The 20,386-nt window shown below is 73.2% G+C and carries 20 protein-coding genes; 9 read left to right on the top strand and 11 right to left on the bottom strand.

The window, feature by feature from the left end:
* Positions 1-192: 192 nt before the first annotated feature.
* The 3 genes from MTR79_RS20840 to MTR79_RS20830 form a co-directional block, all read right to left on the bottom strand.
* Positions 193-1,974: an ABC transporter ATP-binding protein gene (locus tag MTR79_RS20840; RefSeq protein ID WP_244791741.1), complete on the bottom strand. Its 1,782-nt coding sequence runs from the start codon at positions 1,972-1,974 to the stop codon at positions 193-195.
* Positions 1,971-3,815, bottom strand: a complete 1,845-nt coding sequence (locus tag MTR79_RS20835) for an ABC transporter ATP-binding protein (RefSeq protein ID WP_244791739.1) — start codon at positions 3,813-3,815, stop codon at positions 1,971-1,973. Before MTR79_RS20835 ends, MTR79_RS20840 begins: the two co-directional genes overlap by 4 nt.
* A gap of 147 nt (positions 3,816-3,962) precedes the next feature.
* Positions 3,963-4,451 carry a MarR family transcriptional regulator gene (locus MTR79_RS20830; protein WP_086700637.1) on the bottom strand — a complete coding sequence of 163 codons (489 nt, stop codon included), beginning with the start codon at positions 4,449-4,451 and terminating at the stop codon, positions 3,963-3,965.
* Positions 4,452-4,536: 85 nt separating this feature from the next.
* Between MTR79_RS20830 and MTR79_RS20825 the strand changes: the two genes are divergently transcribed.
* Positions 4,537-6,339 carry an ABC transporter ATP-binding protein gene (locus MTR79_RS20825; RefSeq protein WP_244791737.1) on the top strand — a complete coding sequence of 601 codons (1,803 nt, stop codon included), beginning with the start codon at positions 4,537-4,539 and terminating at the stop codon, positions 6,337-6,339.
* A gap of 43 nt (positions 6,340-6,382) precedes the next feature.
* Positions 6,383-7,240 carry an endolytic transglycosylase MltG gene (gene mltG / locus MTR79_RS20820; RefSeq protein ID WP_244791735.1) on the top strand — a complete coding sequence of 286 codons (858 nt, stop codon included), beginning with the start codon at positions 6,383-6,385 and terminating at the stop codon, positions 7,238-7,240.
* A 7-nt stretch (positions 7,241-7,247) separates the two neighbouring features.
* On the opposite strand, the gene MTR79_RS20815 is transcribed toward mltG, so the two are convergent.
* Positions 7,248-8,324 (bottom strand): NAD(P)-binding domain-containing protein, encoded by a 1,077-nt coding sequence (locus tag MTR79_RS20815; RefSeq protein WP_189364050.1) that lies wholly within the window; start codon positions 8,322-8,324, stop codon positions 7,248-7,250.
* A gap of 91 nt (positions 8,325-8,415) precedes the next feature.
* Between MTR79_RS20815 and MTR79_RS20810 the strand changes: the two genes are divergently transcribed.
* Together MTR79_RS20810 and MTR79_RS20805 are read left to right on the top strand one after the other, a co-directional pair.
* On the top strand, positions 8,416-8,838 hold the full coding sequence (locus MTR79_RS20810) for a secondary thiamine-phosphate synthase enzyme YjbQ (RefSeq protein WP_048456396.1): 423 nt from the start codon (positions 8,416-8,418) through the stop codon (positions 8,836-8,838).
* 62 nt (positions 8,839-8,900) lie between these two features.
* Positions 8,901-9,554, top strand: a complete 654-nt coding sequence (locus MTR79_RS20805) for a DUF6357 family protein (protein ID WP_244791733.1) — start codon at positions 8,901-8,903, stop codon at positions 9,552-9,554.
* A 34-nt stretch (positions 9,555-9,588) separates the two neighbouring features.
* Here MTR79_RS20805 and MTR79_RS20800 read toward each other — a convergent pair whose 3' ends face one another.
* Positions 9,589-10,425, bottom strand: a complete 837-nt coding sequence (locus MTR79_RS20800; protein ID WP_244791731.1) for a universal stress protein — start codon at positions 10,423-10,425, stop codon at positions 9,589-9,591.
* A gap of 304 nt (positions 10,426-10,729) precedes the next feature.
* On the opposite strand from MTR79_RS20800, the gene MTR79_RS20795 reads away from it, so the two are divergent.
* Positions 10,730-11,200: a cation:proton antiporter regulatory subunit gene (locus MTR79_RS20795; RefSeq protein ID WP_189364047.1), complete on the top strand. Its 471-nt coding sequence runs from the start codon at positions 10,730-10,732 to the stop codon at positions 11,198-11,200.
* 4 nt (positions 11,201-11,204) lie between these two features.
* Positions 11,205-12,452 (top strand): cation:proton antiporter, encoded by a 1,248-nt coding sequence (locus MTR79_RS20790; RefSeq protein ID WP_086700628.1) that lies wholly within the window; start codon positions 11,205-11,207, stop codon positions 12,450-12,452.
* 84 nt (positions 12,453-12,536) lie between these two features.
* Here the strand turns inward: MTR79_RS20790 and MTR79_RS20785 are convergent, their stop codons facing one another.
* Positions 12,537-13,610: a MerR family transcriptional regulator gene (locus MTR79_RS20785; protein ID WP_244791729.1), complete on the bottom strand. Its 1,074-nt coding sequence runs from the start codon at positions 13,608-13,610 to the stop codon at positions 12,537-12,539.
* A gap of 157 nt (positions 13,611-13,767) precedes the next feature.
* On the opposite strand from MTR79_RS20785, the gene MTR79_RS20780 reads away from it, so the two are divergent.
* A complete protein-coding gene (locus MTR79_RS20780) occupies positions 13,768-14,247 on the top strand; it encodes a hypothetical protein (RefSeq protein WP_244791727.1) in 480 nt (159 codons plus the stop codon).
* Here the strand turns inward: MTR79_RS20780 and MTR79_RS20775 are convergent.
* On the bottom strand, positions 14,219-14,701 hold the full coding sequence (locus MTR79_RS20775) for a hypothetical protein (protein WP_048456401.1): 483 nt from the start codon (positions 14,699-14,701) through the stop codon (positions 14,219-14,221). The genes MTR79_RS20780 and MTR79_RS20775 overlap by 29 nt on opposite strands.
* 187 nt (positions 14,702-14,888) lie before the next feature.
* Positions 14,889-15,290, bottom strand: a complete 402-nt coding sequence (locus MTR79_RS20770) for a DUF5997 family protein (protein ID WP_244791725.1) — start codon at positions 15,288-15,290, stop codon at positions 14,889-14,891.
* Between the two features lie 58 nt (positions 15,291-15,348).
* Here MTR79_RS20770 and MTR79_RS20765 point away from each other — a divergent pair, with 58 nt between their 5' ends.
* Entirely contained in the window at positions 15,349-16,137 is a 789-nt protein-coding gene (locus MTR79_RS20765; RefSeq protein ID WP_244791723.1) for a LysR family transcriptional regulator substrate-binding protein, read from the top strand.
* 20 nt (positions 16,138-16,157) lie between these two features.
* On the opposite strand, the gene MTR79_RS20760 is transcribed toward MTR79_RS20765, so the two are convergent.
* The 3 genes from MTR79_RS20760 to MTR79_RS20750 all read right to left on the bottom strand — a co-directional run bounded on the left by MTR79_RS20760 (position 16,158) and on the right by MTR79_RS20750 (position 18,255).
* Entirely contained in the window at positions 16,158-16,907 is a 750-nt protein-coding gene (locus MTR79_RS20760) for a DUF4142 domain-containing protein (RefSeq protein ID WP_086703381.1), read from the bottom strand.
* Between the two features lie 141 nt (positions 16,908-17,048).
* Complete coding sequence (locus MTR79_RS20755) at positions 17,049-17,756, bottom strand: HAD family phosphatase (protein ID WP_244791721.1); 708 nt, start codon at positions 17,754-17,756, stop codon at positions 17,049-17,051.
* A 19-nt stretch (positions 17,757-17,775) separates the two neighbouring features.
* Positions 17,776-18,255 (bottom strand): Lrp/AsnC family transcriptional regulator, encoded by a 480-nt coding sequence (locus MTR79_RS20750; protein ID WP_048456406.1) that lies wholly within the window; start codon positions 18,253-18,255, stop codon positions 17,776-17,778.
* Between the two features lie 204 nt (positions 18,256-18,459).
* Here MTR79_RS20750 and MTR79_RS20745 point away from each other — a divergent pair, with 204 nt between their 5' ends.
* Positions 18,460-19,947, top strand: coding sequence for an FUSC family protein (locus MTR79_RS20745; protein ID WP_189364044.1), 1,488 nt, complete (start codon positions 18,460-18,462; stop codon positions 19,945-19,947).
* The last annotated feature ends 439 nt before the right edge of the window (positions 19,948-20,386 follow it).

Raw genomic sequence — 20,386 nt, 5'->3', positions numbered from 1 at the left:
ACCCCGCGAACCAACAGCCTCCGGAATCCGACAGCCTCCGGGATCCGACAGCCTCCGGGATCCGACAGCCTCCGGGATCCGACAGCCTCCGGGATCCAACAGCCTCCGGGATCCGACAGCCTCCGGGATCCGACAGCCTCCGGGATCCAACAGCCCCCGCGACCCAGGACAGCCCCGGGGCGCGAGCCCCGGTCACCCGTGCCAGCTGCGCCACAGTGCCGCGTACGCCCCGTCCGCCGCGACCAGTTCCTCGTGGCTGCCCAGTTCGCTGATGCGGCCGTTCTCGACGACGGCGATGACGTCCGCGTCATGGGCCGTGTGCAGGCGGTGGGCGATGGCGACGACGGTGCGGCCGTCGAGGACGCGGGCCAAGGACCGCTCCAGGTGACGTGCCGCGCGCGGGTCGAGCAGCGAGGTCGCCTCGTCGAGGACCAGCGTGTGCGGGTCAGCCAGCACCAGCCGGGCCAGCGCGATCTGCTGCGCCTGCGCCGGGGTGAGCGCGAACCCGCCCGAGCCGACCTCCGTGTCCAGCCCGTCCTCCAGCGCCCTCGCCCATCCGTCCGCGTCGACCGCGCCGAGCGCCGCCCACAGCTCGGCGTCCTGCGCGTCGGTGCGGGCGAGCCGCAGGTTGTCGCGGAGGGAGCCGACGAAGACGTGGTGCTCCTGGTTGACGAGGGCGACGTGGGAGCGGACCCGTTCCGCGGTCATGCGGGACAGTTCCGCGTCGCCGAGGGTGACGCGTCCCTCCCGCGGCGCGTAGATCCCCGCGAGCAGCCGGCCCAGCGTGGACTTGCCCGCGCCCGAGGGACCCACCAGGGCCATCCGGGTCCCCGGCGGCACCTCGAGGGACACCTTGCGCAGGACGTCCACGCCCTCCAGATAGCCGAAGTGCACGGTGTCCGCCCGCATCCGCCGCCCCTCGGGCGTCATGTCAGGGTCCCCGGCGTCGGGCTCGATGTCCCGCACGCCGACCAGCCGGGCCAGCGACACCTGCGCGACCTGCAGCTCGTCGTACCAGCGCAGGATCAGCCCGACCGGGTCGACCATCATCTGCGCGATCAGCGCGGCCGTCGTCAGCTGACCGACGCCGATCCAGCCCTGGAGCACGAACACCCCGCCGATCATCAGGACCGACCCGAGAACCGTGACATGGGTGATGTTGACGACGGGGAACAGCACCGAGCGCAGCCACAGCGTGTAGCGCTCCCAGGCCGTCCACTCCCGCACCCGCTGGTCCGTCAGCGCCACCCGGCGCGGGCCGAGGCGGTGCGCCTCCACCGTCCGCCCGGCGTCCACGGTCTCGGCGAGCGCGGCGGCCACCGCCGCGTACCCGGCCGCCTCCGAGCGGTACGCTCCCGGCGCCCGGCGGAAGTACCAGCGGCAGCCGGCCACCAGCAGCGGCACCGCGACCAGCACCGCGGGCGCCAGTTCCGGCGCGGTGACGACCAGGCCGCCGAGCAGCAGGGCCGCCCACACCACACCGATCGCCAGCTGGGGCACGGCCTCGCGCATGGCGTTGCCGAGCCGGTCGATGTCGGTGGTGATGCGCGACAGCAGATCGCCGGTGCCGGCGCGCTCCAGCACGCCCGGCGGCAGTCCGACCGACCGCACCAGGAAGTCCTCGCGCAGGTCGGCCAGCATCCGCTCGCCGAGCATCGCCCCGCGCAGCCGCACCTGCCGTACGAATCCCGCGTGCACCACGAGGGCGGTCACGAACACCGTTGCGGTGAGCCCCAGGTGCAGCTCCCGCGCGCCGGACGAGACCCGTTCCACGAGCCCGCCCAGCAGGTAGGGGCCGACCATCGAGGCGATCACCGCGACCGTGTTGACGGCGACCAGCAGCAGGAAGGCCCGCCGGTGCCGGCGCAGCAGCTCGGCCACGTACGCGCGTACGGTCGCGGGCGCGCCCACCGGCAGCGTGCTGGCCGTGGTCGGGGCCGCCGGGTCGTACGCCGGTGGCGCGACGCCGATCATGCCGTCTCCTCGATCTCTTCGAGCGTTTCCAGTTCCCGGAGGCCGTCCGGGACCTCGTCCGGGCGCCGCCCGCCGGCGTCGGCGCGGAGCGCGGCGGACGACGCCGTCTCCTCCTCCGTCTCGCGGGTCACCACGGCCCGGTAGCGGGGCTCGGTGCGTACCAGCTCCCGGTGGCCGCCCACCGCGACGACCGTGCCCTCGTGCAGGAACACCACCCGGTCGGCGCGGTCCAGCAGCAGCGGGGACGAGGTGAACACCACCGTGGTGCGCCCGGACCGCAGGCAGCGCACGCCTTGGGCGATGCGCGCCTCGGTGTGCGAGTCGACGGCCGAGGTCGGCTCGTCCAGCACCAGCACCTCCGGGTCGGTGACCAGCGACCGGGCGAGCGCGAGCCGCTGGCGCTGCCCGCCGGACAGCGACCGCCCGCGTTCGGTGATGCGGGCGTCCATCGGGTCCTCGGCGCCCAGCGAGCCCTGGACCAGCGCGGCCAGCACGTCCTGGCACTGCGCGGCGTCCAGCGCCGCCCCCGGGTCCACCGAGCCGGACGCCGGCACGTCGAGCAGCTCCCGCAGCGTGCCGGAGAGCAGTACCGGGTCCTTGTCCTGCACCAGCACGGCCGTACGAGCGCTGTCCAGCGGCAGTTCGTCGAGGGGCACCCCGCCGAGCAGCACCGAGGTGCCTTCCTGCGCGGCGTGCCCGCCGAGCCGTTCGGCCAGCCGTCCCGCAGCGTCCGGGTCCCCGCACACCACGGCGGTGAGCGACCCGGACGGGGCGCACAGCCCCGTCCGCGGGTCGTACAGGTCGCCCGCCGGGATCTCGGCGGCACGCGTGCCGGCGGTGTCCATGGCCCGCTCCAGCGACAGCACGCGCGCGGCCCGCCGGGCCGAGGGACGCGAGAAGGAGTACGCCATCGCGATCTCCTCGAAATGCCGCAGGGGATAGGTCAGGAGCATCACCGAGCTGTAGACGGTGACCAGTTCACCGACGTCGATCCGGCCGTCACGGGCCAGACGGACGCCGTACCAGACCACCGTGATCAGCAGCAGGCCCGGCAGCAGCACCTGGACGGCCGCGATCAGCGACCACATCCGCGCGCTGCGCACGGCGGCGTGGCGGACCTCCTGCGAGGCGCGCCGGTAGCGGTCCAGGAAGAGGTCCTCGCCGCCGATGCCGCGCAGCACCCGCAGTCCGGCGACGGTGTCCGATGCGAGCTCCGTGGCCCGTCCGGCCTTCTCGCGCTGGACGTCCGCGCGCCGGGTGGCCCGGGGCAGCAGCGGCAGCACCGCGAGCGCCAGCACGGGCAGTCCCACGGCGACGACGACACCCAGGGCGGGCTGGTAGACGAGGAGGCCGACGGTGACGACGACGATGGTGACGGCGGCGGCGGTGAACCGCGACAGGGCCTCCACGAACCAGCCGATCTTCTCCACGTCACCCGTGGAGACCGCGACGACCTCACCCGCGGCCACCCGCCGGGTCAGCACCGAGCCCAGCACGGCGGCCTTGCGGCCGAGGAGCTGCTGGACCCGGGCGGCGGCGGTGATCCAGTTGGTGACGGCGGAGCGGTGCAGGAAGGTGTCGCCGACGGCGTTGCCCACGCAGGCCAGCGCCATCAGCCCGCCCGCCAGCGCGAGCCGCCCGCCGGAGCGGTCGACCGCGGCCTGAACGGCGACGCCGACGCAGAACGGCAGCGAGGCCACGGACGCGAAGTGCAGCAGGCCCCAGGCCAGCGACTTCAGCTGTCCGTCCAACTGGTTGCGGAAGAGCCACCACAGGAATCGAGGGCCCGAGCGGGCGTCGGGCACGCCCGGATCGAGGTACGGAAGGTCATGAATCTGCATGGTGTCCCAGTGGCTCGGAGCAGGACCGCGGACGTCCTTGGGCGGCGGCAGCAAACCGTGACAGGTTGACTCCGCCACGCACACCTGGGCAACTGGTTTTTCCCGGCCACGGCCCGCGTGCGGGGCGCGTGGCGTCCGGGGCGGGCGTCAGCTGTCGCGGCCGCCCGGCCGCTGAGTGGTCCCCTCCTCACATGGCGGCCCCGGCGGACCGTCGACCAGGGTGTTCAACAGCTCCCCGAGCTGCTCCCGTTCCCGTTCGCCCAGGGGGGCGAGAATCTCCGAGGCCGCCGCCCGCCGCGCCGCGCGCAGTTCGCGGAGCGTCTCGCGGCCCTCGTCGGTCAGCTCGATGCGGATCACCCGCCGGTTGGCCGGATCCGGGACTCTGCGCACCTTGCCGTGCGCCTCGAGCCCGTCGACCAGCGTGGTCACCGCGCGGGGCACCACCTCCAGCCGCTCCGCGAGGTCGGCCATGCGGGGCGGCGAGCCGTAGTGCGCGAGGGTGCGCAGCAGGCGGGACTGGGCAGGAGTGATGCCGAGCTCGCGCCGCTCCAGATGGCGTTTCTGGATGCGATGCACCCGGCGGGTGAGCCGGAGCAGCTGCTCGGCCAGCAGGCCGTCGGGGTCGGGGGCGGTCATGCGGGAACATTATCAGGATGCCGTTCATTGTGAGTACAGGTAACAATGAATACCGTTCACCGAGAGCCCTGTCCCGAAGGAGACCATGCACCCCGATCACGCACCCGCATGGACGCCGCCCGCCGGAGCCGAGCAGGAGCCCCGGCAGGTGCGGCGCATCCTGCGCCTCTTCCGTCCCTACCGGGGCCACCTCGCGATCGTCGGACTGCTCGTCGGGGCGTCGTCGCTCGTGTCGGTCGCCTCGCCGTTCCTGCTGAAGGCGATCCTCGACGTCGCGCTCCCCGAGGGCCGCACAGGCCTGCTCAGCCTGCTGGCGCTCGGCATGATCCTCAGCGCCGTGCTCACCAGCGTCTTCGGCGTGCTGCAGACCCTGATCTCCACGACCGTGGGCCAGCGCGTCATGCACGATCTGCGCACCGCCGTCTACGGGCGTCTGCAGCGCATGTCGCTCGCCTTCTTCACCCGCACCCGCACCGGCGAGGTGCAGTCCCGCATCGCCAACGACATCGGCGGCATGCAGGCCACCGTCACCTCGACGGCGACCTCGCTGGTCTCCAACCTCACCAGCGTGGTCGCGACGATCGTGGCGATGCTCGCGCTCGACTGGCGCCTGACGATGGTGTCGCTGGCACTGCTGCCGGTCTTCGTCTGGATCAGCCGCCGCGTCGGCGACGAGCGCAAGAAGATCACCACCCGGCGCCAGAAGCAGATGGCCGCGATGGCGGCCACGGTCACCGAGTCGCTGTCGGTCAGCGGCATCCTGCTCGGCCGCACGATGGGCCGCTCCGACTCCCTGAGCGCGGCCTTCGCCGACGAGTCCGAGCGGCTGGTCGACCTGGAGGTGCGGTCGAACATGGCGGGCCGCTGGCGCATGGCGGTCATCACCGTCGTCATGGCCGCCATGCCCGCGGTCATCTACTGGACGGCCGGCCTCGCCATGCACTCGGGCGGCCCGGGGGTGTCGATCGGCACCATCGTCGCGTTCGTCTCCCTCCAGCAAGGCCTCTTCCGCCCGGCGGTCAGCCTGCTGTCCACCGGCGTGCAGATCCAGACCTCGCTCGCCCTCTTCCAGCGCATCTTCGAGTACCTCGATCTGCCGATCGACATCACCGAGCGCGAGGAACCGGTGCGCCTGGAGCGGGTGAAGGGCGAGGTCCGCTTCGAGGAGGTCTCGTTCGGCTACGACGGCAAGGGCGGCCCGGTCCTCGACGGCATCGACATCACGGTCCCGCCGGGCGGCAGCCTCGCCGTCGTCGGCCCGACCGGCGCCGGCAAGTCCACGCTCGGCCACCTGGTGCCGAGGCTCTACGACGTCACCGGCGGACGGGTCACCCTCGACGGGGTGGACGTGCGCGACCTCGACTTCGACACTCTGGCCCGCGCGGTCGGCGTCGTCTCCCAGGAGACGTACCTCTTCCACGCGTCGGTCGCCGACAACCTGCGCTTCGCCAAGCCCGACGCCACCGACGAGGAGCTGCACGCGGCGGCGAAGGCCGCCCAGATCCACGACCACATCGCGGCCCTGCCGGACGGCTACGACACCGTCGTCGGCGAACGCGGCCACCGCTTCTCCGGCGGCGAGAAACAGCGCCTGGCGATCGCCCGGACCATCCTGCGCGACCCTCCGGTGCTCGTCCTCGACGAGGCGACCAGTGCGCTGGACACCCGTACCGAGGCGGCGGTGCAGGCCGCGATCGAGGCCCTGTCGGCCGACCGGACCACCATCACCATCGCCCACCGGCTGTCCACCGTCCGCGGCGCCGACCAGATCGTCGTCCTGGATTCCGGCCGCGTGGTCGAGCGTGGGACCCACGAGGAGCTGCTGGAGCGCGAAGGGCGGTATGCGGCCCTCGTGCGACGGGACGCCCGACTGGAACCGACAAGCTGAAAATATGCCGGGTTTGTGACGATATGCGGGTTACCGTGCCCGCATGCAGACGAACACTCCGTCACGGAACTCGATCCGACTGACGCGCCGCGGCCGTTTCGCCCTGGCGACGCTCGGGGCCGTCGTGGCCGGCACCGCCGTGGCGGTGCCGCTGCTGATCATGGCCGACGAGGAGGAGCCCCGTCCCGAGGTCCTCGTCGTCCCCGCGGGATGGCGGGCCGGCCAGGTCTACGCCGCCATCGACAAGACCCTCGACCTGCCAGCGGGCACCACCAGGAAGTCCCTCGCCAAGGCCGACCTCGAGCTGCCGAACGAGGCCGAGGGCAACCCCGAGGGCTACCTCTTCCCGGACACGTATCCGCTCCCGGACAACGCCACCCCGCAGAAGCTGCTGGCCCGCATGGTCGACACGGCCAACAAGAAGTTCAACGGCGCCCCCGTCGCCGCCGGCGCGCAGCGCAACGCGATGAACGTCTACCAGGCGGTCACCGTCGCCAGCATCGTCCAGGCCGAGGCGCCCTCCAAGGCCGACATGGGCAAGGTGGCCCGCGTGATCTTCAACCGGCTGGAGCGCGGCATGCCGCTGCAGATGGACTCCACCGTGGACTACGCCCTCAACCGCGGCAAGGCGCGCGCCACCCCCGCCGACACCGAGGTCGACAGCCCGTACAACTCCTACCGGCGCATGGGACTGCCGCCGACCCCCATCGACAACCCCGGCGAGGACGCCGTGCGTGCCGCGATCAACCCCACCCCGGGCGACTGGCTGTACTTCGTCACAGTCCGGCAGGGGGAAACGCGCTTCACCGCGGACCTCGCGGAGCACCAGCGCAACCTGGCGGAGGCGGAGGCCGAACGGAAGAGGGCGGCGGAGAAGTCCGCGCAGCCGTCCTCCACGTGACCGCCGGTCAGGCCGCGGCGGGCTCCTCGGCCAGCAGCCGCCTGATGTCCCGCACGGCGGCCCGTCCGGCCCGGTTGGCGCCGATCGTGCTCGCCGAGGGACCGTAGCCGACCAGGTGGATCCGCGGGTCGGCGACCGCCCGGGTGCCCTCCACGCGGATCCCGCCGCCCGGCTCCCGCAGCCGCAGCGGCGCGAGATGGTCGATCACGGGCCGGAAGCCGGTGGCCCACAGGATGACGTCCGCGGCGACCCGGCGCCCGTCGTCCCACACCACCCCCTCGGGCCCGATCCGGTCGAACATCGGCAGGCGGTCGAGCACACCGTCCTCCAGCCCCCGCCGGATCGCGTCGTTGAGCGGCAGCCCCGTCACGGAGACCACGCTGCGCGGAGGGAGCCCCTGCCGCACCCGCTCCTCGACGAGGGCGACGGCCTCACGGCCCGCGTTCTCGTCGAAAGGCTCCTCCCGCCAGACGGGCGGCCGGCGGGTCACCCAGGTGGTGGCCGCCGCGTACGGCGCGATCTCCAGCAGATGCTGCGTGCCGGACGCCCCACCGCCCACCACGACCACCCGCAGCCCGGCGAACGCCTCGGGGCCCGGGTACTGGGCGGTGTGCAACTGCCGTCCGCGGAACGTCTCCTGGCCGGGGTAGCGGGGCCAGAACGGCCGGTCCCAGGTGCCGGTCGCGTTGATCAGCGCGCGCGTCGCCCAGGTGCCGTGCGAGGTCTCCACCAGCAGCCGTCCGCCGGGCCCCTCCCGCACCGCGTGCACGTCCACCGGACGGCGCACCCGCAGGTCGAACGTCCGCTCGTAGCGGTCGAAGTACGCGCCGATCACCTCGGAGGAGGGCGCCAGCGGATCGGCGTCCGTCAGCTCCATCCCGGGCAGCGCGTGCATCCCGTGCACCTTGCCGTATGTCAGCGAGGGCCAGCGGAACTGCCAGGCGCCGCCGGGGGCGGGGGAGTGGTCCAGCACCACGAAGTCGCGGTCCGGCTCGAAACCGGTCCGCCGCAGGTGATAGGCGCTCGACAGCCCGGCCTGCCCGGCGCCGACGACGACCACCTCGACCTCGCGCACATCGTTCACGCTTCCACCAACACCCCGGGTGCGGTGGATCTTCCCGGACGCGCAGGGCCGTGAGGCACGGGAAGCGCGCCTCGTGCGTCAGGATGGGCGTATGTCCGACGCCTTCACCACCCGAGTCCTGACCCTCACCACCGGCTCCACCGAGCGGGTCGTCGACATCACCGGCGACTGCGAAGCCTTCCTGCGGGAGGCGGCGGCCGGCCGGGACGGCCTGCTCAACGTCTTCGTGCCGCACGCCACCGCCGGCATCGCCGTCATCGAGACCGGCGCCGGCAGCGACGACGACCTGCTGTCCGCACTGCACACCCTGCTCCCCGCCGACGACCGCTGGCAGCACCGCCACGGCAGCCCCGGCCACGGCCGCGACCACGTCCTCCCCGCCTTCGTCCCGCCCCACGCGACGCTCCCCGTGATCAACGGCCGCCTGGAACTGGGCACCTGGCAGTCGGTCTGCCTGGTCGACACGAACGTGGACAACCACAGCCGTCAGGTGCGGTTGAGTTTCCTGGGCTGACCTGGGGCGGAATGCGATGCCGCTACGCTGACGCCACTTGCACACGTGACCGAAGGACGCACATGGCTCGCCCCTACGCCCGCGGACCGAAGCAGTTCGTCTTCACCGTCGGTGACGGCAACGACCAGCAGGTCTCCGTGGGCGATCCTCAGGAGGCCTACGTGGCGTTCTCCGCGTTCTTCCACGGCCGAGAGGCCGACACGTACACCATCACCGACGAACGGGCCGGGCAGAGTCTGGTCCTCATGCCCCGGCGAGGTCTGATCGCGCGGATCGAGGACACGGACCGGCCCCGGCCCGAGTACCTTCAGGTCGAGCGGGCCAACCGCCATCTCCCGGGCGCGATGCTGTTCTTCGAGAACGGATGCGCCGGCCTCGACCACTTCGGACAGTGGTTCTCCGACCTCGCCGACCTGGACCAGCCGCCGGAGACGCGCGGTGCCGCGCGCGCCGCCGCGATCACCACGCGTGCGGCGGCGCTGGACGAGGTCGCGCGGATCTGGGCGGACTCGGGCTACGTGGACCCGAGTGACCAGTACTACGTCTTCTTCGACTCGCAGGGTGTCGACGACGATCGAGCCGAACGAGCCGTGCTGCTCGAGCTGATCGAGTTCCTCGGCCTCGCACGGGCCGACGCCCCCTCCGAGGCGGCCGAAGGCGAGGTCTGGGTGCGCACCGACCCCCGCCTCGCCGACGCATGCGCACGGTGGTCGTGAGTCTCTGAGGGGAGGCCGCGCCGGAACGGTGTCCTCAGCTCAGCGCCCGCACCACCGTCACCGGACACTCCGCGTGGAGCAGCAGCGCCTGGCTGACCGAGCCGAGCAGCATCCCGGCGACCCCGCCGTGGCCGCGTGTGCCGGCCACCACCAGCTGCGCCTCGCGCGTCGCCTCGAGGAGCGTCTGGCGGACGCGGCCCCGTTCGAGGCGCGGCTGGACGGTGACGTCCGGGTGCGCGGCCATCCAGGGCCTCATCGCCTCCTCCAGCAGCCGCCGGTGCCGCTGTTCGAGCTGGTCGAGGTCCACCACCACGCTCAGCGGGTCGCCCGGGTCCTCGTACGGCGTGGGCTCGCTCCAGGTGTTCCACACGTGCATGGCCATCAGCGGCGCCCCGCGCAGGGCCGCCTCCGTGAACGCGAAGGACGCGGCGGCGTTCCCGGCGGGGGAGCCGTCCGCGGCCAGCAGGACGGGGCCCTGCGGGTCGGGCCGCCCGCGCAGGACCATCAGAGGGCCGTGCCCGTGCGCCGCAAGCTGCATGCTCGTGGAGCCCAGCAGCAGATCACCGAAGCGGCTCCGGCCCCGCCGCCCCAGCACGGTCAGCACCGCGTGCCGCGACTCGGTCCGCAGCACCGTCAGGGCGTCGCCGGACACCACGGTGCGCATGATCTCCAGTCCGGGGACGCGCTCGTGGAGCCGCTGCTCCGTCTCGGCCAGCACCCCGTGGATCATCGGATCCAGATCGGAGGCCCGGGCGAACGCGTGCACGATGCGCAGCCGCGCCCCGCGCAGCCTCGCCTCCTCGGCCGCCCTGTCGGCGGCGTCGAGGCTGGAGGAGGAGCCGTCCACTCCGACGATCACCGTGTCGTCCACCACACACTCCCGTCCCCGGAAGGTGCCACCGAGTACCCACACGGGCGGTCCGCTAAGCGCCCGATTCCCATGCTTTGTCCGGTGCGCCCCGCTGACCTGGGAGGACACGACTCCTCAAAGATCCTTGCGGCAGGCCCCGATGCTGTCCATCCGTGGCAGCACCCATGTTCCGGCCGAATGGCGGGATGGCACCATTACGCCAGTGGGGGCTGTCACCCGGTGCCGAGCGCCGGTCCGTTCAGCCCCGCACGCCGGACGACATGAGAAGAAGACGGGAAGGGGACGGGCTGTGCCTGCTCCACGGATGAGCGCGACACCGTTGCCGGGCATCGGTGTGAAATACGACCTCACCACGCGTGAGCACGAGCACCTCTCCGTCATCGCCCACCGCGACGGCGCCCGGACGGTGAACGTCTACCGCGCCGACGACCCGGACGCCTGCGCCCGCTCCCTGCGGCTCAGCGTCGCCGAGTCGGCCGCGCTCATCGACGCGCTGATGCCGGCTCACCACAGCCCCAGCCTGCTGCACACCACCGACCTGGGTCTGGTCGCCGAGCGCATCGAACTGTCCTCGGTCTCCTACTGGAACGGACGGCTGCTGGGCGAGACCCGCATGCGCACCGACACGGGAGCGTCGATCGTGGCCGTGCTGCGCCGGGCAGAGGCGATCCCGTCACCCGCCCCGGACTTCCGGCTCGCGGGCGGGGACACGCTGATCATGATCGGCACCCGCGAGGGCATCGACGCCGCCGCCGAGATCCTCGGGCGGGAGTGAGCGCGTGCACTCTTCCGCGGTCTTCCTCATCGAGTTCGGCGCGATCATCCTCGGCCTCGGGCTGCTCGGCCGCCTCGCCGGACGCCTCCAGTTCTCCCCCATCCCCCTCTACCTGCTGGCCGGCCTCGCGTTCGGCGAGGGCGGCCTGCTGCCGCTCGGCGCCAGTGAGGAGTTCGTCGCGATCGGCGCCGAGATCGGCGTCATCCTGCTGCTCCTCATGCTCGGCCTCGAGTACACGGCCAGCGACCTCGTCTCCAACCTCAAGACGCAGTACCCGGCCGGTCTCGTCGACATGACGCTCAACGCCCTGCCCGGCGCCGCCCTCGCCCTGCTCATGGGCTGGGGCCCGGTCGCCGCCGTGGTGCTCGCGGGCGTCACCTGGATCTCCTCCTCCGGCGTCATCGCCAAGGTCCTCGGCGATCTCGGCCGGCTCGGCAACAGAGAGACCCCGGTCATCCTCAGCATCCTCGTGCTCGAGGACCTGGCGATGGCCGTCTACCTGCCGATCATCACCGCCCTGCTGGCCGGCGTCAGCCTCGCCACGGGCAGCGTCACCCTCGCCATCGCCCTCGGCGCCGCCGGTCTCGTGCTCTTCCTCGCCGTCCGCTACGGCCGCGTGATCTCCCGCTTCGTCTCCAGCGACGACCCGGAGAAGCTGCTGCTCGTCGTGCTCGGTCTGACCCTGCTGGTGGCCGGCATCGCCCAGCAGCTCCAGGTCTCGGCGGCCGTCGGCGCGTTCCTCGTCGGCATCGCCCTGTCCGGCGAGGTCGCGGAGGGCGCGCACAACCTGCTCGCCCCGCTGCGCGACCTGTTCGCCGCGGTGTTCTTCGTCTTCTTCGGCCTGCACACCGACCCGCAGTCCATCCCGCCGGTCATCCTTCCGGCGCTGGGCCTGGCGATCGTCACCGCCCTGACGAAGATCGCCACCGGCTACTGGGCGGCCCGCCGGGCCGGCATCTCCGCCAAGGGCCGCTGGCGCGCGGGCGGCACCCTGGTGGCGCGCGGCGAGTTCTCCATCGTCATCGCCGGACTCGCCGTCACCGCCGGCATCGAACCCCAGCTCGGCCCGCTGGCCACCGCGTACGTCCTGGTCCTGGTGATCCTCGGTCCGCTCACCGCCCGCTACACCGAGCCGATCGCGATGCGGCTGGCCGGACGTCGCACGCCCCCGCCGGACACCGTGCTGGCCCAGCGCGGCACGCCCGCCGCGGAGATGCTGGAGCCGATGGAGGACAGCGGCCGCGACCGCTGACCCCCGCCGATCGTATGTACGGCCCGGACGGCCCCGCGAGGGAGTCGCCCGGGCCGTCGAGCGTCAAGGGACCTGGACCCCGCCTCAGTCGGACAGCCGCACCGGCATCAGCAGGGAGAACGTGTGCTCGTCGCCGGGCCTGCGGATCGCGAGCGGGGTCGTCGGGGCCCCGAACTCCAGGACGAGCCGGTCGTCGGCCGCCGCGGCCAGCGCGTCCAGCAGGAACGCCCGGTTCACCGCTACGAGGTCCGGGCCGTCGGCGCCTTCCGGCACCGGCGCGACCCGGCCGTCCTCCGACACCTCGAGCACCGTCAGCTCGGACTTCGTGCCGCCGTCCTCGTGCCGTCGCACCGGACCCGTGCGCACCGCCTCCGTGAACGCGGGCACGTCCACCTCGGCACGGCGTCCGGCGGGCAGCCGTACCAGGCGCCGGTAGTCCGGGAAGTCCTGCTCCATGCACCGGCCGCCCGTCTGCCGGTCACCGGCCTCCAGGGTCACGCGCCCGTCGTCCACGGCGAGGCTCACCTCGTCCTCGCCGTCCAGCAGCGCCCGCATCGCGTCGACGAGCGGCAGCGGCACGGTCGCCCGCACCCGGCCGCCTCCGTGCCCGCCGACCGCGGTGCGCGCCACCGCCATCCGGTAGCGGTCGGTAGCCACGGCGTGCAGCGCGTCGCCCTCGGCGTCGAGATGGACGCCGGCCAGCACCGGCAGATCCGGGTCGGTCCCGGCGGCGAAGCGGACCGCGTCCAGCGCGGCGGCCAGACCGGGACCGGACACGGACAGCCGGGCGGCGGAACGGGGTGAGGTCATGAGGGGGTTCTCCCTGTCGTCGAGAAGATCACGAAGCGCGGAGAACTCGACGCGCGCGGCCGACAGCCCCTCCTGAAGCCGGCGCAGATGCGCCTCCAGAAGCCGGCGTACGAGGTCGGTGTCGGCGGCCGTCCAGCCCGCCAGCACCAGCCGGACGTCCGCCAGCGGCATACCCGCACGGCGCAGCCGGGCCAGCACCCGGGCCTCACCGAGCTGCTCCGGCGCGTACCAGCGGTAGCCCGTGACCGGGTCGACCCGGTCGGGGACCAGAATCCCGGCACGGTCGTAGAACCGCAGGGCGCTGACGCCCAGCCCGCTCTCACGGGCCATCTCACCAATGCTGCGCATCTCGCTCTCCACACCTCGGACCCTGCCGCCTCGACCAGGTCGAGGGTCAAACCCCGCCTCCCCGACGCGTACGGCCGACCGGGTGACGATGTCACCCCAGCGGGCGGAGAAGGAGCCCACGGCGTACCACCGGCGCACGGAGGCGCGTTGCTCCGGCATGGACAGCACTGAGACGGCGCGGCGCCTTCTCGGGCACGGCGCCGCGAGCCGGCCGTACGCGCAACTGACCGGCGGCCATGTGGCGAACACGCCGATCTACGCGGAACTCGTCGCGGAGTGGCGGGCGAAGGGGCACGCCGTGCCGGGGCACCGGGAGGGGGTGTGGGCGTCCTTCGCGGTGATGACCGCGGGCGACCGCGGCCCGGCACCTGCCGTACCGTTCCGCGTCCCTGTCCCCTTGCTGGCGGCGGGGGCGTCGGACGGGGCGCCCGACGGGGCGGCGGAGGAGGTGTCCGAGCAGGCGCCTTCCCAGAAGCCGGCGGAGGAGACGTCCTCCGAGGTGACCAGTGAGGAGACGCCGGTGGCCGACGGGGCGTCCTCCCGCCGGACGCCCGGGGCGGCGGCGCCCCGGACGCCCGTACCGGAACAGGCGCAGGAGCCCGACAACGTCAGCAGTCAGGACTCGGCTCCGCGCTGACCGGTGCCAGCACCGCCAGCGTGCCCGTCGCCCGCCGCAGCGCCCGTTCCAGCGGCTCCGCCGCGTGCAGCGTGCCGGTGCCGTCCGGTGGGACCAGCCACTCCAGCCGACCGGAGGGCCGGTAGGGCGGCGGCACCGCGATCCACGCCCCGCGTCCCACATGTCGCACCCCGCAGCCCACCCACTCGCTGTCCGGGTCGGGCGGCAGGAAGAACCCCACCCGGCGTGCCGTGACGTCCACCAGCGTCGGCCCGGGCAGCTCCAGCGGATCGCTCCACAGCAGGTCCAGGGCCAGCAGCCCGAGGCGGTCGGGCACGCTCAGCACGTCCCAGTACCGCCCCGCCGCGAGCAGGGCCGTCCCCTGGCCGCGGTCCCACTGGCGTTTGCACTCCTGCGGGTCCGTGGCCGCCGCGGCCAGCCATTCGACGGCCTGCTTCCATCTGGTGTCGTGCATGTCCCACCCCGGGCGCGGTCGGCCGCGCCGCCACGGGCGCGTGCGATAGCGCCACATGGTGGTGCATATATCTGTTCTCCGGAAGGGGTGGACGGCGCCCGATTTCCCGGCATGCGGGGACACCGGAAGCGGATCACCCCCGGACCGGGAACCCGGCCGGGGGTGTCTGGGCGGTCGAAGGGGGGCCTCAGCCGCCGTTCTCGGCGGTCTCCGCGCTCTCGCGTTCACGCTGCTTCAGCCGGGCCGCCTCCTTGCGGACCTCGGCCTGGGTGGCGCGCTCCCGCTCCAGCCACTCGGGGCGCTCCTGCTTCAGCGCCTCGATCTGCTCGGTGGTGAGCGGCTCGGTCACGCCGGCACGGGCCAGACCGGAGATCGAGACGCCCAGCTTGGCCGCGACCACCGGGCGGGGGTGCGGGCCGTCGCGCCGCAGGTCCCGCAGCCACTGCGGGGGGTCGGCCTGGAGCGCGTTCAGTTCCGCGCGCGAGACCACGCCCTCCCGGAACTCGGCGGGGGTGGCCTCGAGGTACACACCCAGCTTCTTCGCCGCGGTCGCGGCCTTCATCGTCTGGGTGCTCTGGTGCTGCGTCATGGCGTCCAGGGTATCGAGCGTGTGCACGGCCGCCGACCACGGCCGGTAACCTGGCCAGGTGACCGGCCCGGAAGTGTCCCCCTCGTTCCGCCTCGTGTACGTCCCCGGTGTGATGCCCGACAAGTGGGTGCGCGTCTGGAACGAGCGGCAGCCCGACGTCCCGCTGACCCTCACCCAGGCGCCCGCGCAGCCGGCGCACGGGATGCTGCTGGACGGCGAGGCCGACGCGGGTCTCGTCCGGCTCCCCGTCGACCGGACGGTGCTGAGCGCCATCCCTCTCTACACCGAGCAGACCGTCGTCGTGATCCCCAAGGACCACCTGGTCACCGCCGCCGACTCGGTCACCGTCGAGGACCTCGCGGACGACATCGTGCTGCACCCCCTCGACGACGTGCTGGGCTGGGAGACCCTGCCCGGCCGGCCCGCGCTGGAACGCCCGGCCACCACCGCCGACGCGATCGAGCTGGTCGCCGCGGGCATCGGCGTGCTCGTGGTGCCCCTGTCGCTGGCCCGGCTGCACCACCGCAAGGACCTCACCCACCGCCCGCTGGAGGACGCGCCCGCCTCGAGCGTGGGACTGGCCTGGCCCGAGGCGGCGACCACGGACCTGGTCGAGGACTTCATCGGCATCGTGCGCGGCCGCACCGTCAACAGCACGCGCGGCCGCCGCCCGCAGCCCGCGCAGGAGAAGCAGGCGAAGCAGAAGAAGGACCGGTCGGCCCAGGGAGACGGCGGACGCCGCCGGCAGCCGTCCGCCGGGGCCGCGGGCCGTGCCAGGCGGGGAACCGGCGGAGGCGGCGGAACGGCGAAGAACCTGCGACGGGGCAAGCCCCGCCGCAGGTCCTGAACCGCGGGCCGGCGGACCCGTCAGCGCACCGTGCCGGACGGCGACGGCGCCGGTGAGACCGTGTTGAGGTCCTCCAGCTCCTTCGGGATCGGCAGGGCGATCACCGGCGCACCCGCCTGCGGCGCCGGCGGCGTCACCTGCTCCCGGGGCATCTTCGGCGGGCTGGTCTGCTGGAAGTTGACCTGCTCGTGATTGACCAGACCCGTCTTCTCCAGCACCGTGATGTGGTCGAGCACGGTGTCGTTGGCCTGGTCCGCGAGCTGCCGGATCAGCGTGTTGCGGGTGTTCGCCCGGATGTTGGCGATGGCCGGGAAGATCTGCCCGTGGGTCACCCGCATGATGTTCACCGCCGTGGAGTCGAACTCCTTGCCGCTCGTGGCCTTGACGGTCTCCACGAAGCCCTGCTGCTGCGGTGACGCCTGGTTCGGCAGCGTGATGCCGAGCTCCAGGGAGATTCTGCGGCAGCTGGCGTCCAGCCGGCCGTGGCCGACGACCAGATGCTCGCCCGCCTCCTTCATCTCGGGCGTCGTACCCCGCTCCATCGCCAGCAGCCCCAGGGGGTGCTCCCACAGCCCGGCCGCACGCACCTTCACCACGAAGTCGCGGTCCGCCTCGGTGAGCGGGCCGTAGTTGGTGTTGGCGACCACCCGGTCCGCCTTGGTGGAAGTGGTCTGTACGCCCAGCATGGTGGGATAGGCCAGCGCGGTGAGGGTGAGGATCATGGCCCCGCCCACGAACGCGGTTCCTGCCGTGCTGCGCGAGATGCGCATCGTGCCTCCTGGGTTAAGAACGGCCCAACACCAGGAAGTACGGACGCGGAGCGCGTAACAATCACCGTTGGGGAAAAAATTTTCGGCCGCTTCGGGAAGCGGGCCCGTGCACGCCGTCGGACGGCTCCCGAGCCGGTGCGGTCAGCTCCGGCGGGCCGTGCCGGCCTCGGTCCCGGTCAGCCACTCCCAGGCCGCCCGCGCCGTGAACTCCGACTGGCCGCCGCGCAGCAGCAGGCCCGCCGTGGCGAACTCCGGCGCGCCGGCCTGCGCGGCGACGTAGGGGACGGCGATGCAGCGCATCCCGGCCGCGTGCGCGGCGGCCGCGCCCGGCGCCGCGTCCTCGACCACCACACAGTCCGCCGGGTCCGAGCCCAGCCGCCGCGCCGCCTCCAGGAACACGTCCGGGGCCGGCTTGCCGTGGGCCACCTCGTCGGCCGACACGACGGTGCGCAGATGCGCGTCCAGGCCGGTGCCGGCCAGGATCACCGCGATCGCCTCGGCCGAGGATCCCGACGCCACGGCCATCGGGACGCCCTCGTCCGCCAGCCGCTCCACGAAGGCGCGCATCTCGGGGAACACCGTCGTCCTCGTCCGGGCCAGCTCCAGGTAGTGGCCGTTCTTCACCGCGACCAGTTCGTCCACCGACGCGGACAGGCCGTAACGGCGGCGCCAGTCGGCGATCGTCTCCCGGGTGCTGATCCCGACGTACCGCTCGTGCTCCGCCCAGGAGAAGTCCGGGACGCCGTACTCGACGAGTGTGCGGCGCCCCGCCTCGTAGTAGTTCGGCTCGCTGTCCACGAGTGTTCCGTCGAGATCGAAGACGACCGAGAGGGTGCCGAGTGCGCTCATGCGTCCAGGATGGCAGGGGCTAGGAGGCGCGCGCCGACCGGCCGATCGACTCCACCAGCGGCAGCAGCCGGTGCGGCACCCGCTCCCGCAGCGCCACCTCGGTACGGGTGCGGACCACGCCCGGCATCCCGATCAGCTTCTGGATCACGTCCTCCAGGTGGGCGTTGTCCCGGGCCACCACACGGGTCAGCAGGTCGCCGCCGCCCGTGATGGAGAACGCCTCCACGATCTCCGGCACCGCCGCCAGCGCGTCCCCCACCTCGTCGAGATGCCCCTGGGTGACCTCGACGTGCACGAAGGCCAGCACCGGGTGGCCCAGCGCGGCGGGGGAGAGGGCGGGGCCGATGCCGGTGATCACGCCCTCGCGCTCCATGCGGTCGAGGCGCGCCTGAAGCGTGCCGCGTGCCACGCCGAGGATCCGCGCGTACTCACGCACGGAGGTGCGCGGCTGTTCCAGCAGCAGCCGCAGGATGCGGGTGTCGAGTTCGTCCACCGCCACGAGGTCGTCGCTCCGGAATCGGCCATTGGCACGGCGATGGCCCGAGGGATGCCGATATGACTGTACCAATGGACCACTCTGGCGAGGCTCGGTTGAGCCACTGGTGGCAGAGATGCTGATATGGGTGCGTCGATGGCGCTGCGGGACCCGCGGCGCCTTTCTCATGCCACGACACATGTCGTACGAGATGCCAGGGGGCGGTAGGTGCTGAAGAAGGTGTTCATGGCTCCGGATCCAGGACGGATCCGGCTGCGGTTCGCGACGCGGGCCGTGCTCGGCATCGGGCTGGCCGTCGTCGCCTGCGGGCTCGCCGGGCACTCCCTCACCGGCGCGATCACCGGCGGACTCGCCGCGCTCCTCGCCCTGTTCACCGTCACCGACGCCACCGTCCGAGGGCAGGCCGTCACCACGGCCCTGCTGCCCGCCGCCGGCCTGCCCGTCCTGGCCGCCGCCGCGGCGCTCCAGGACCATGCCGTGGCCCGCGACGCCGCCTTCCTCGCCGTCGTCGGGCTCGGCGTGTACGCCAGACGCTGGGGGCCGCGCGGACACGCCCTCGGCATCTTCGCCTTCATGCTCTTCTTCGCGGCGCAGTTCCTGCACGCCCGCACCGGCCAGCTCGCCGAGCTGTCCGCCTCCGTGCTGCTGTCCGTCGCGACCGCGGGCGCGGTGCGCTTCGGCCTGTGGTGCTACGAGCGGCGGCTGCCCCCGGCGGCCGTGCCCGCACCGCCCGGCGGCACCGGGCTCGCCCGCATCACGACCCGCCAGGCAGTCCAGGCGACGGCCGGCGCGGGGTTCGCGCTGCTCGTGGGGCAGCTGATGTCCGGGGAACGCTGGTACTGGGCCGTCGGCGCGACGTGGTGGGCGTTCGTCAACACCACCTCGCGCGGCGAGACCCTGGTGCGCGGCTTCCGCCGCGTGCTGGGCACGGTCATCGGCGCCGGTCTCGCCCTGCTCGTCGCCGTCCCCGCGCACGGTGACGCGGTGCTCACCGTGCTGGTCGTCGCGGTCTCCGTCTTCGGCATCTTCTACACGGCGGCCCTCTCCTACACCTGGATGATGCTCTGGGTGACGGTGCTCGCCGCCATGCTGTACGGCCTGCTGGGCGTGCTCACCCCGTCCCTGCTGGCCCTGCGGATGGCGGAGACCGGCGTCGGCGCGCTCGGCGCGGCGCTGGCCGTGGTCTTCGTACTGCCCGTGTCCACGCACAGTGTCACGGACGCCTGGATCCAGCGGGCGCTGCGCTGTGTGCACGCCTGCACGGCGCAGACGGCGGCACGGCTGGCCGGCGATCCGGACGCGGACCCGGCGCCCACGGTCGGGGAACTGGAGCAGCTCCTCGCGCGGGTACGCCTCTCCGTGGCGCCCCTCGTCCATCCGCTGAACCCGATGCTCGGCCGCAAGCGGCGGGCCCGCCAGGTGCTCGCCCTGCTCGACGACTGCGCCCGGGAGATCCGCGGCCTGGTCGCCGTCGCCGCCGACCCGGAAGCCTCCCACGATGCCCGCCTGGCCGCGGCCTGCTGGCGCGTCGAGGCGGCGGTCGAGGCCCTCACGACGGGCCGCGACATCGAACCGCGTACGGCCCCCTCCACCACGGAACCGGCCCTGGCCCACCTCCACACCCTGGAACGCACCCTCGCGGAACTGTCGACCCCCCTGCGGACACCGTCAGGCTCGCCTTTGGTGGGCGCGTGAGGGGCGGGCTGCCGCCCGCCTGCTGAGCTTCCGGCCCCGTCCGTCCGCGGCCGGACGTCCGCCCCCCGCCACCGGCCCGGTGACCCTGCTCGGGCGGCTGTACCCCCCGCCACCGGTCGCTGGGATCGCGGCCGGGACGGCCGCATGAAGGGTGGGAACCGGTCGGCCGGGCGGTGGTGCGCCCGGCGTGGGCGTGTCGGGTGCGCCGCCCGCACCCACCGTCCGTGCCTCTCGGCCGGGTCCGGTACGCCATGCCGGGGCGCACGGTCGCCACTGGTCCGGCGGTGCCGCGAGCCAGGCCCCACGCGCCGGTGTCCACCGTGGTGCCCGCCGTTACGCCCGCAGGCGGCTCGCGCCCAGGACGGTGAGCCCGGCCGGAACGGCGTAGCCCCCATCAAGCCCGGCCGAATGGGCCCACCCACGCCAAAGGGCCCGCTCC

This window comes from Streptomyces sp. BJ20, from assembly GCF_022869105.1.
Lineage (GTDB): Bacteria > Actinomycetota > Actinomycetes > Streptomycetales > Streptomycetaceae > Streptomyces > Streptomyces griseoincarnatus.
The sequence above is the reverse complement of the archived record's forward strand: the minus strand, read 5'-3'. Positions and strand labels throughout refer to the sequence as shown.

Excerpts from the sequence above, each read along its gene's own strand:
- MTR79_RS20775 (WP_048456401.1), bottom strand. The coding sequence starts at position 14,701 with ATGCACGACACCAGATGGAAGCAGGCCGTCGAATGGCTGGCCGCGGCG.
- MTR79_RS20760 (WP_086703381.1), bottom strand. The coding sequence starts at position 16,907 with ATGCGCATCTCGCGCAGCACGGCAGGAACCGCGTTCGTGGGCGGGGCC.
- mltG (WP_244791735.1), top strand. The coding sequence starts at position 6,383 with ATGCAGACGAACACTCCGTCACGGAACTCGATCCGACTGACGCGCCGC.
- MTR79_RS20840 (WP_244791741.1), bottom strand. The coding sequence starts at position 1,974 with ATGATCGGCGTCGCGCCACCGGCGTACGACCCGGCGGCCCCGACCACG.
- MTR79_RS20810 (WP_048456396.1), top strand. The coding sequence starts at position 8,416 with ATGTCCGACGCCTTCACCACCCGAGTCCTGACCCTCACCACCGGCTCC.
- MTR79_RS20785 (WP_244791729.1), bottom strand. The coding sequence starts at position 13,610 with ATGCGCAGCATTGGTGAGATGGCCCGTGAGAGCGGGCTGGGCGTCAGC.
- MTR79_RS20795 (WP_189364047.1), top strand. The coding sequence starts at position 10,730 with ATGAGCGCGACACCGTTGCCGGGCATCGGTGTGAAATACGACCTCACC.
- MTR79_RS20835 (WP_244791739.1), bottom strand. The coding sequence starts at position 3,815 with ATGCAGATTCATGACCTTCCGTACCTCGATCCGGGCGTGCCCGACGCC.
- MTR79_RS20770 (WP_244791725.1), bottom strand. The coding sequence starts at position 15,290 with ATGACGCAGCACCAGAGCACCCAGACGATGAAGGCCGCGACCGCGGCG.
- MTR79_RS20805 (WP_244791733.1), top strand. The coding sequence starts at position 8,901 with ATGGCTCGCCCCTACGCCCGCGGACCGAAGCAGTTCGTCTTCACCGTC.
- MTR79_RS20780 (WP_244791727.1), top strand. The coding sequence starts at position 13,768 with ATGGACAGCACTGAGACGGCGCGGCGCCTTCTCGGGCACGGCGCCGCG.
- MTR79_RS20830 (WP_086700637.1), bottom strand. The coding sequence starts at position 4,451 with ATGACCGCCCCCGACCCCGACGGCCTGCTGGCCGAGCAGCTGCTCCGG.
- MTR79_RS20755 (WP_244791721.1), bottom strand. The coding sequence starts at position 17,756 with ATGAGCGCACTCGGCACCCTCTCGGTCGTCTTCGATCTCGACGGAACA.
- MTR79_RS20825 (WP_244791737.1), top strand. The coding sequence starts at position 4,537 with ATGCACCCCGATCACGCACCCGCATGGACGCCGCCCGCCGGAGCCGAG.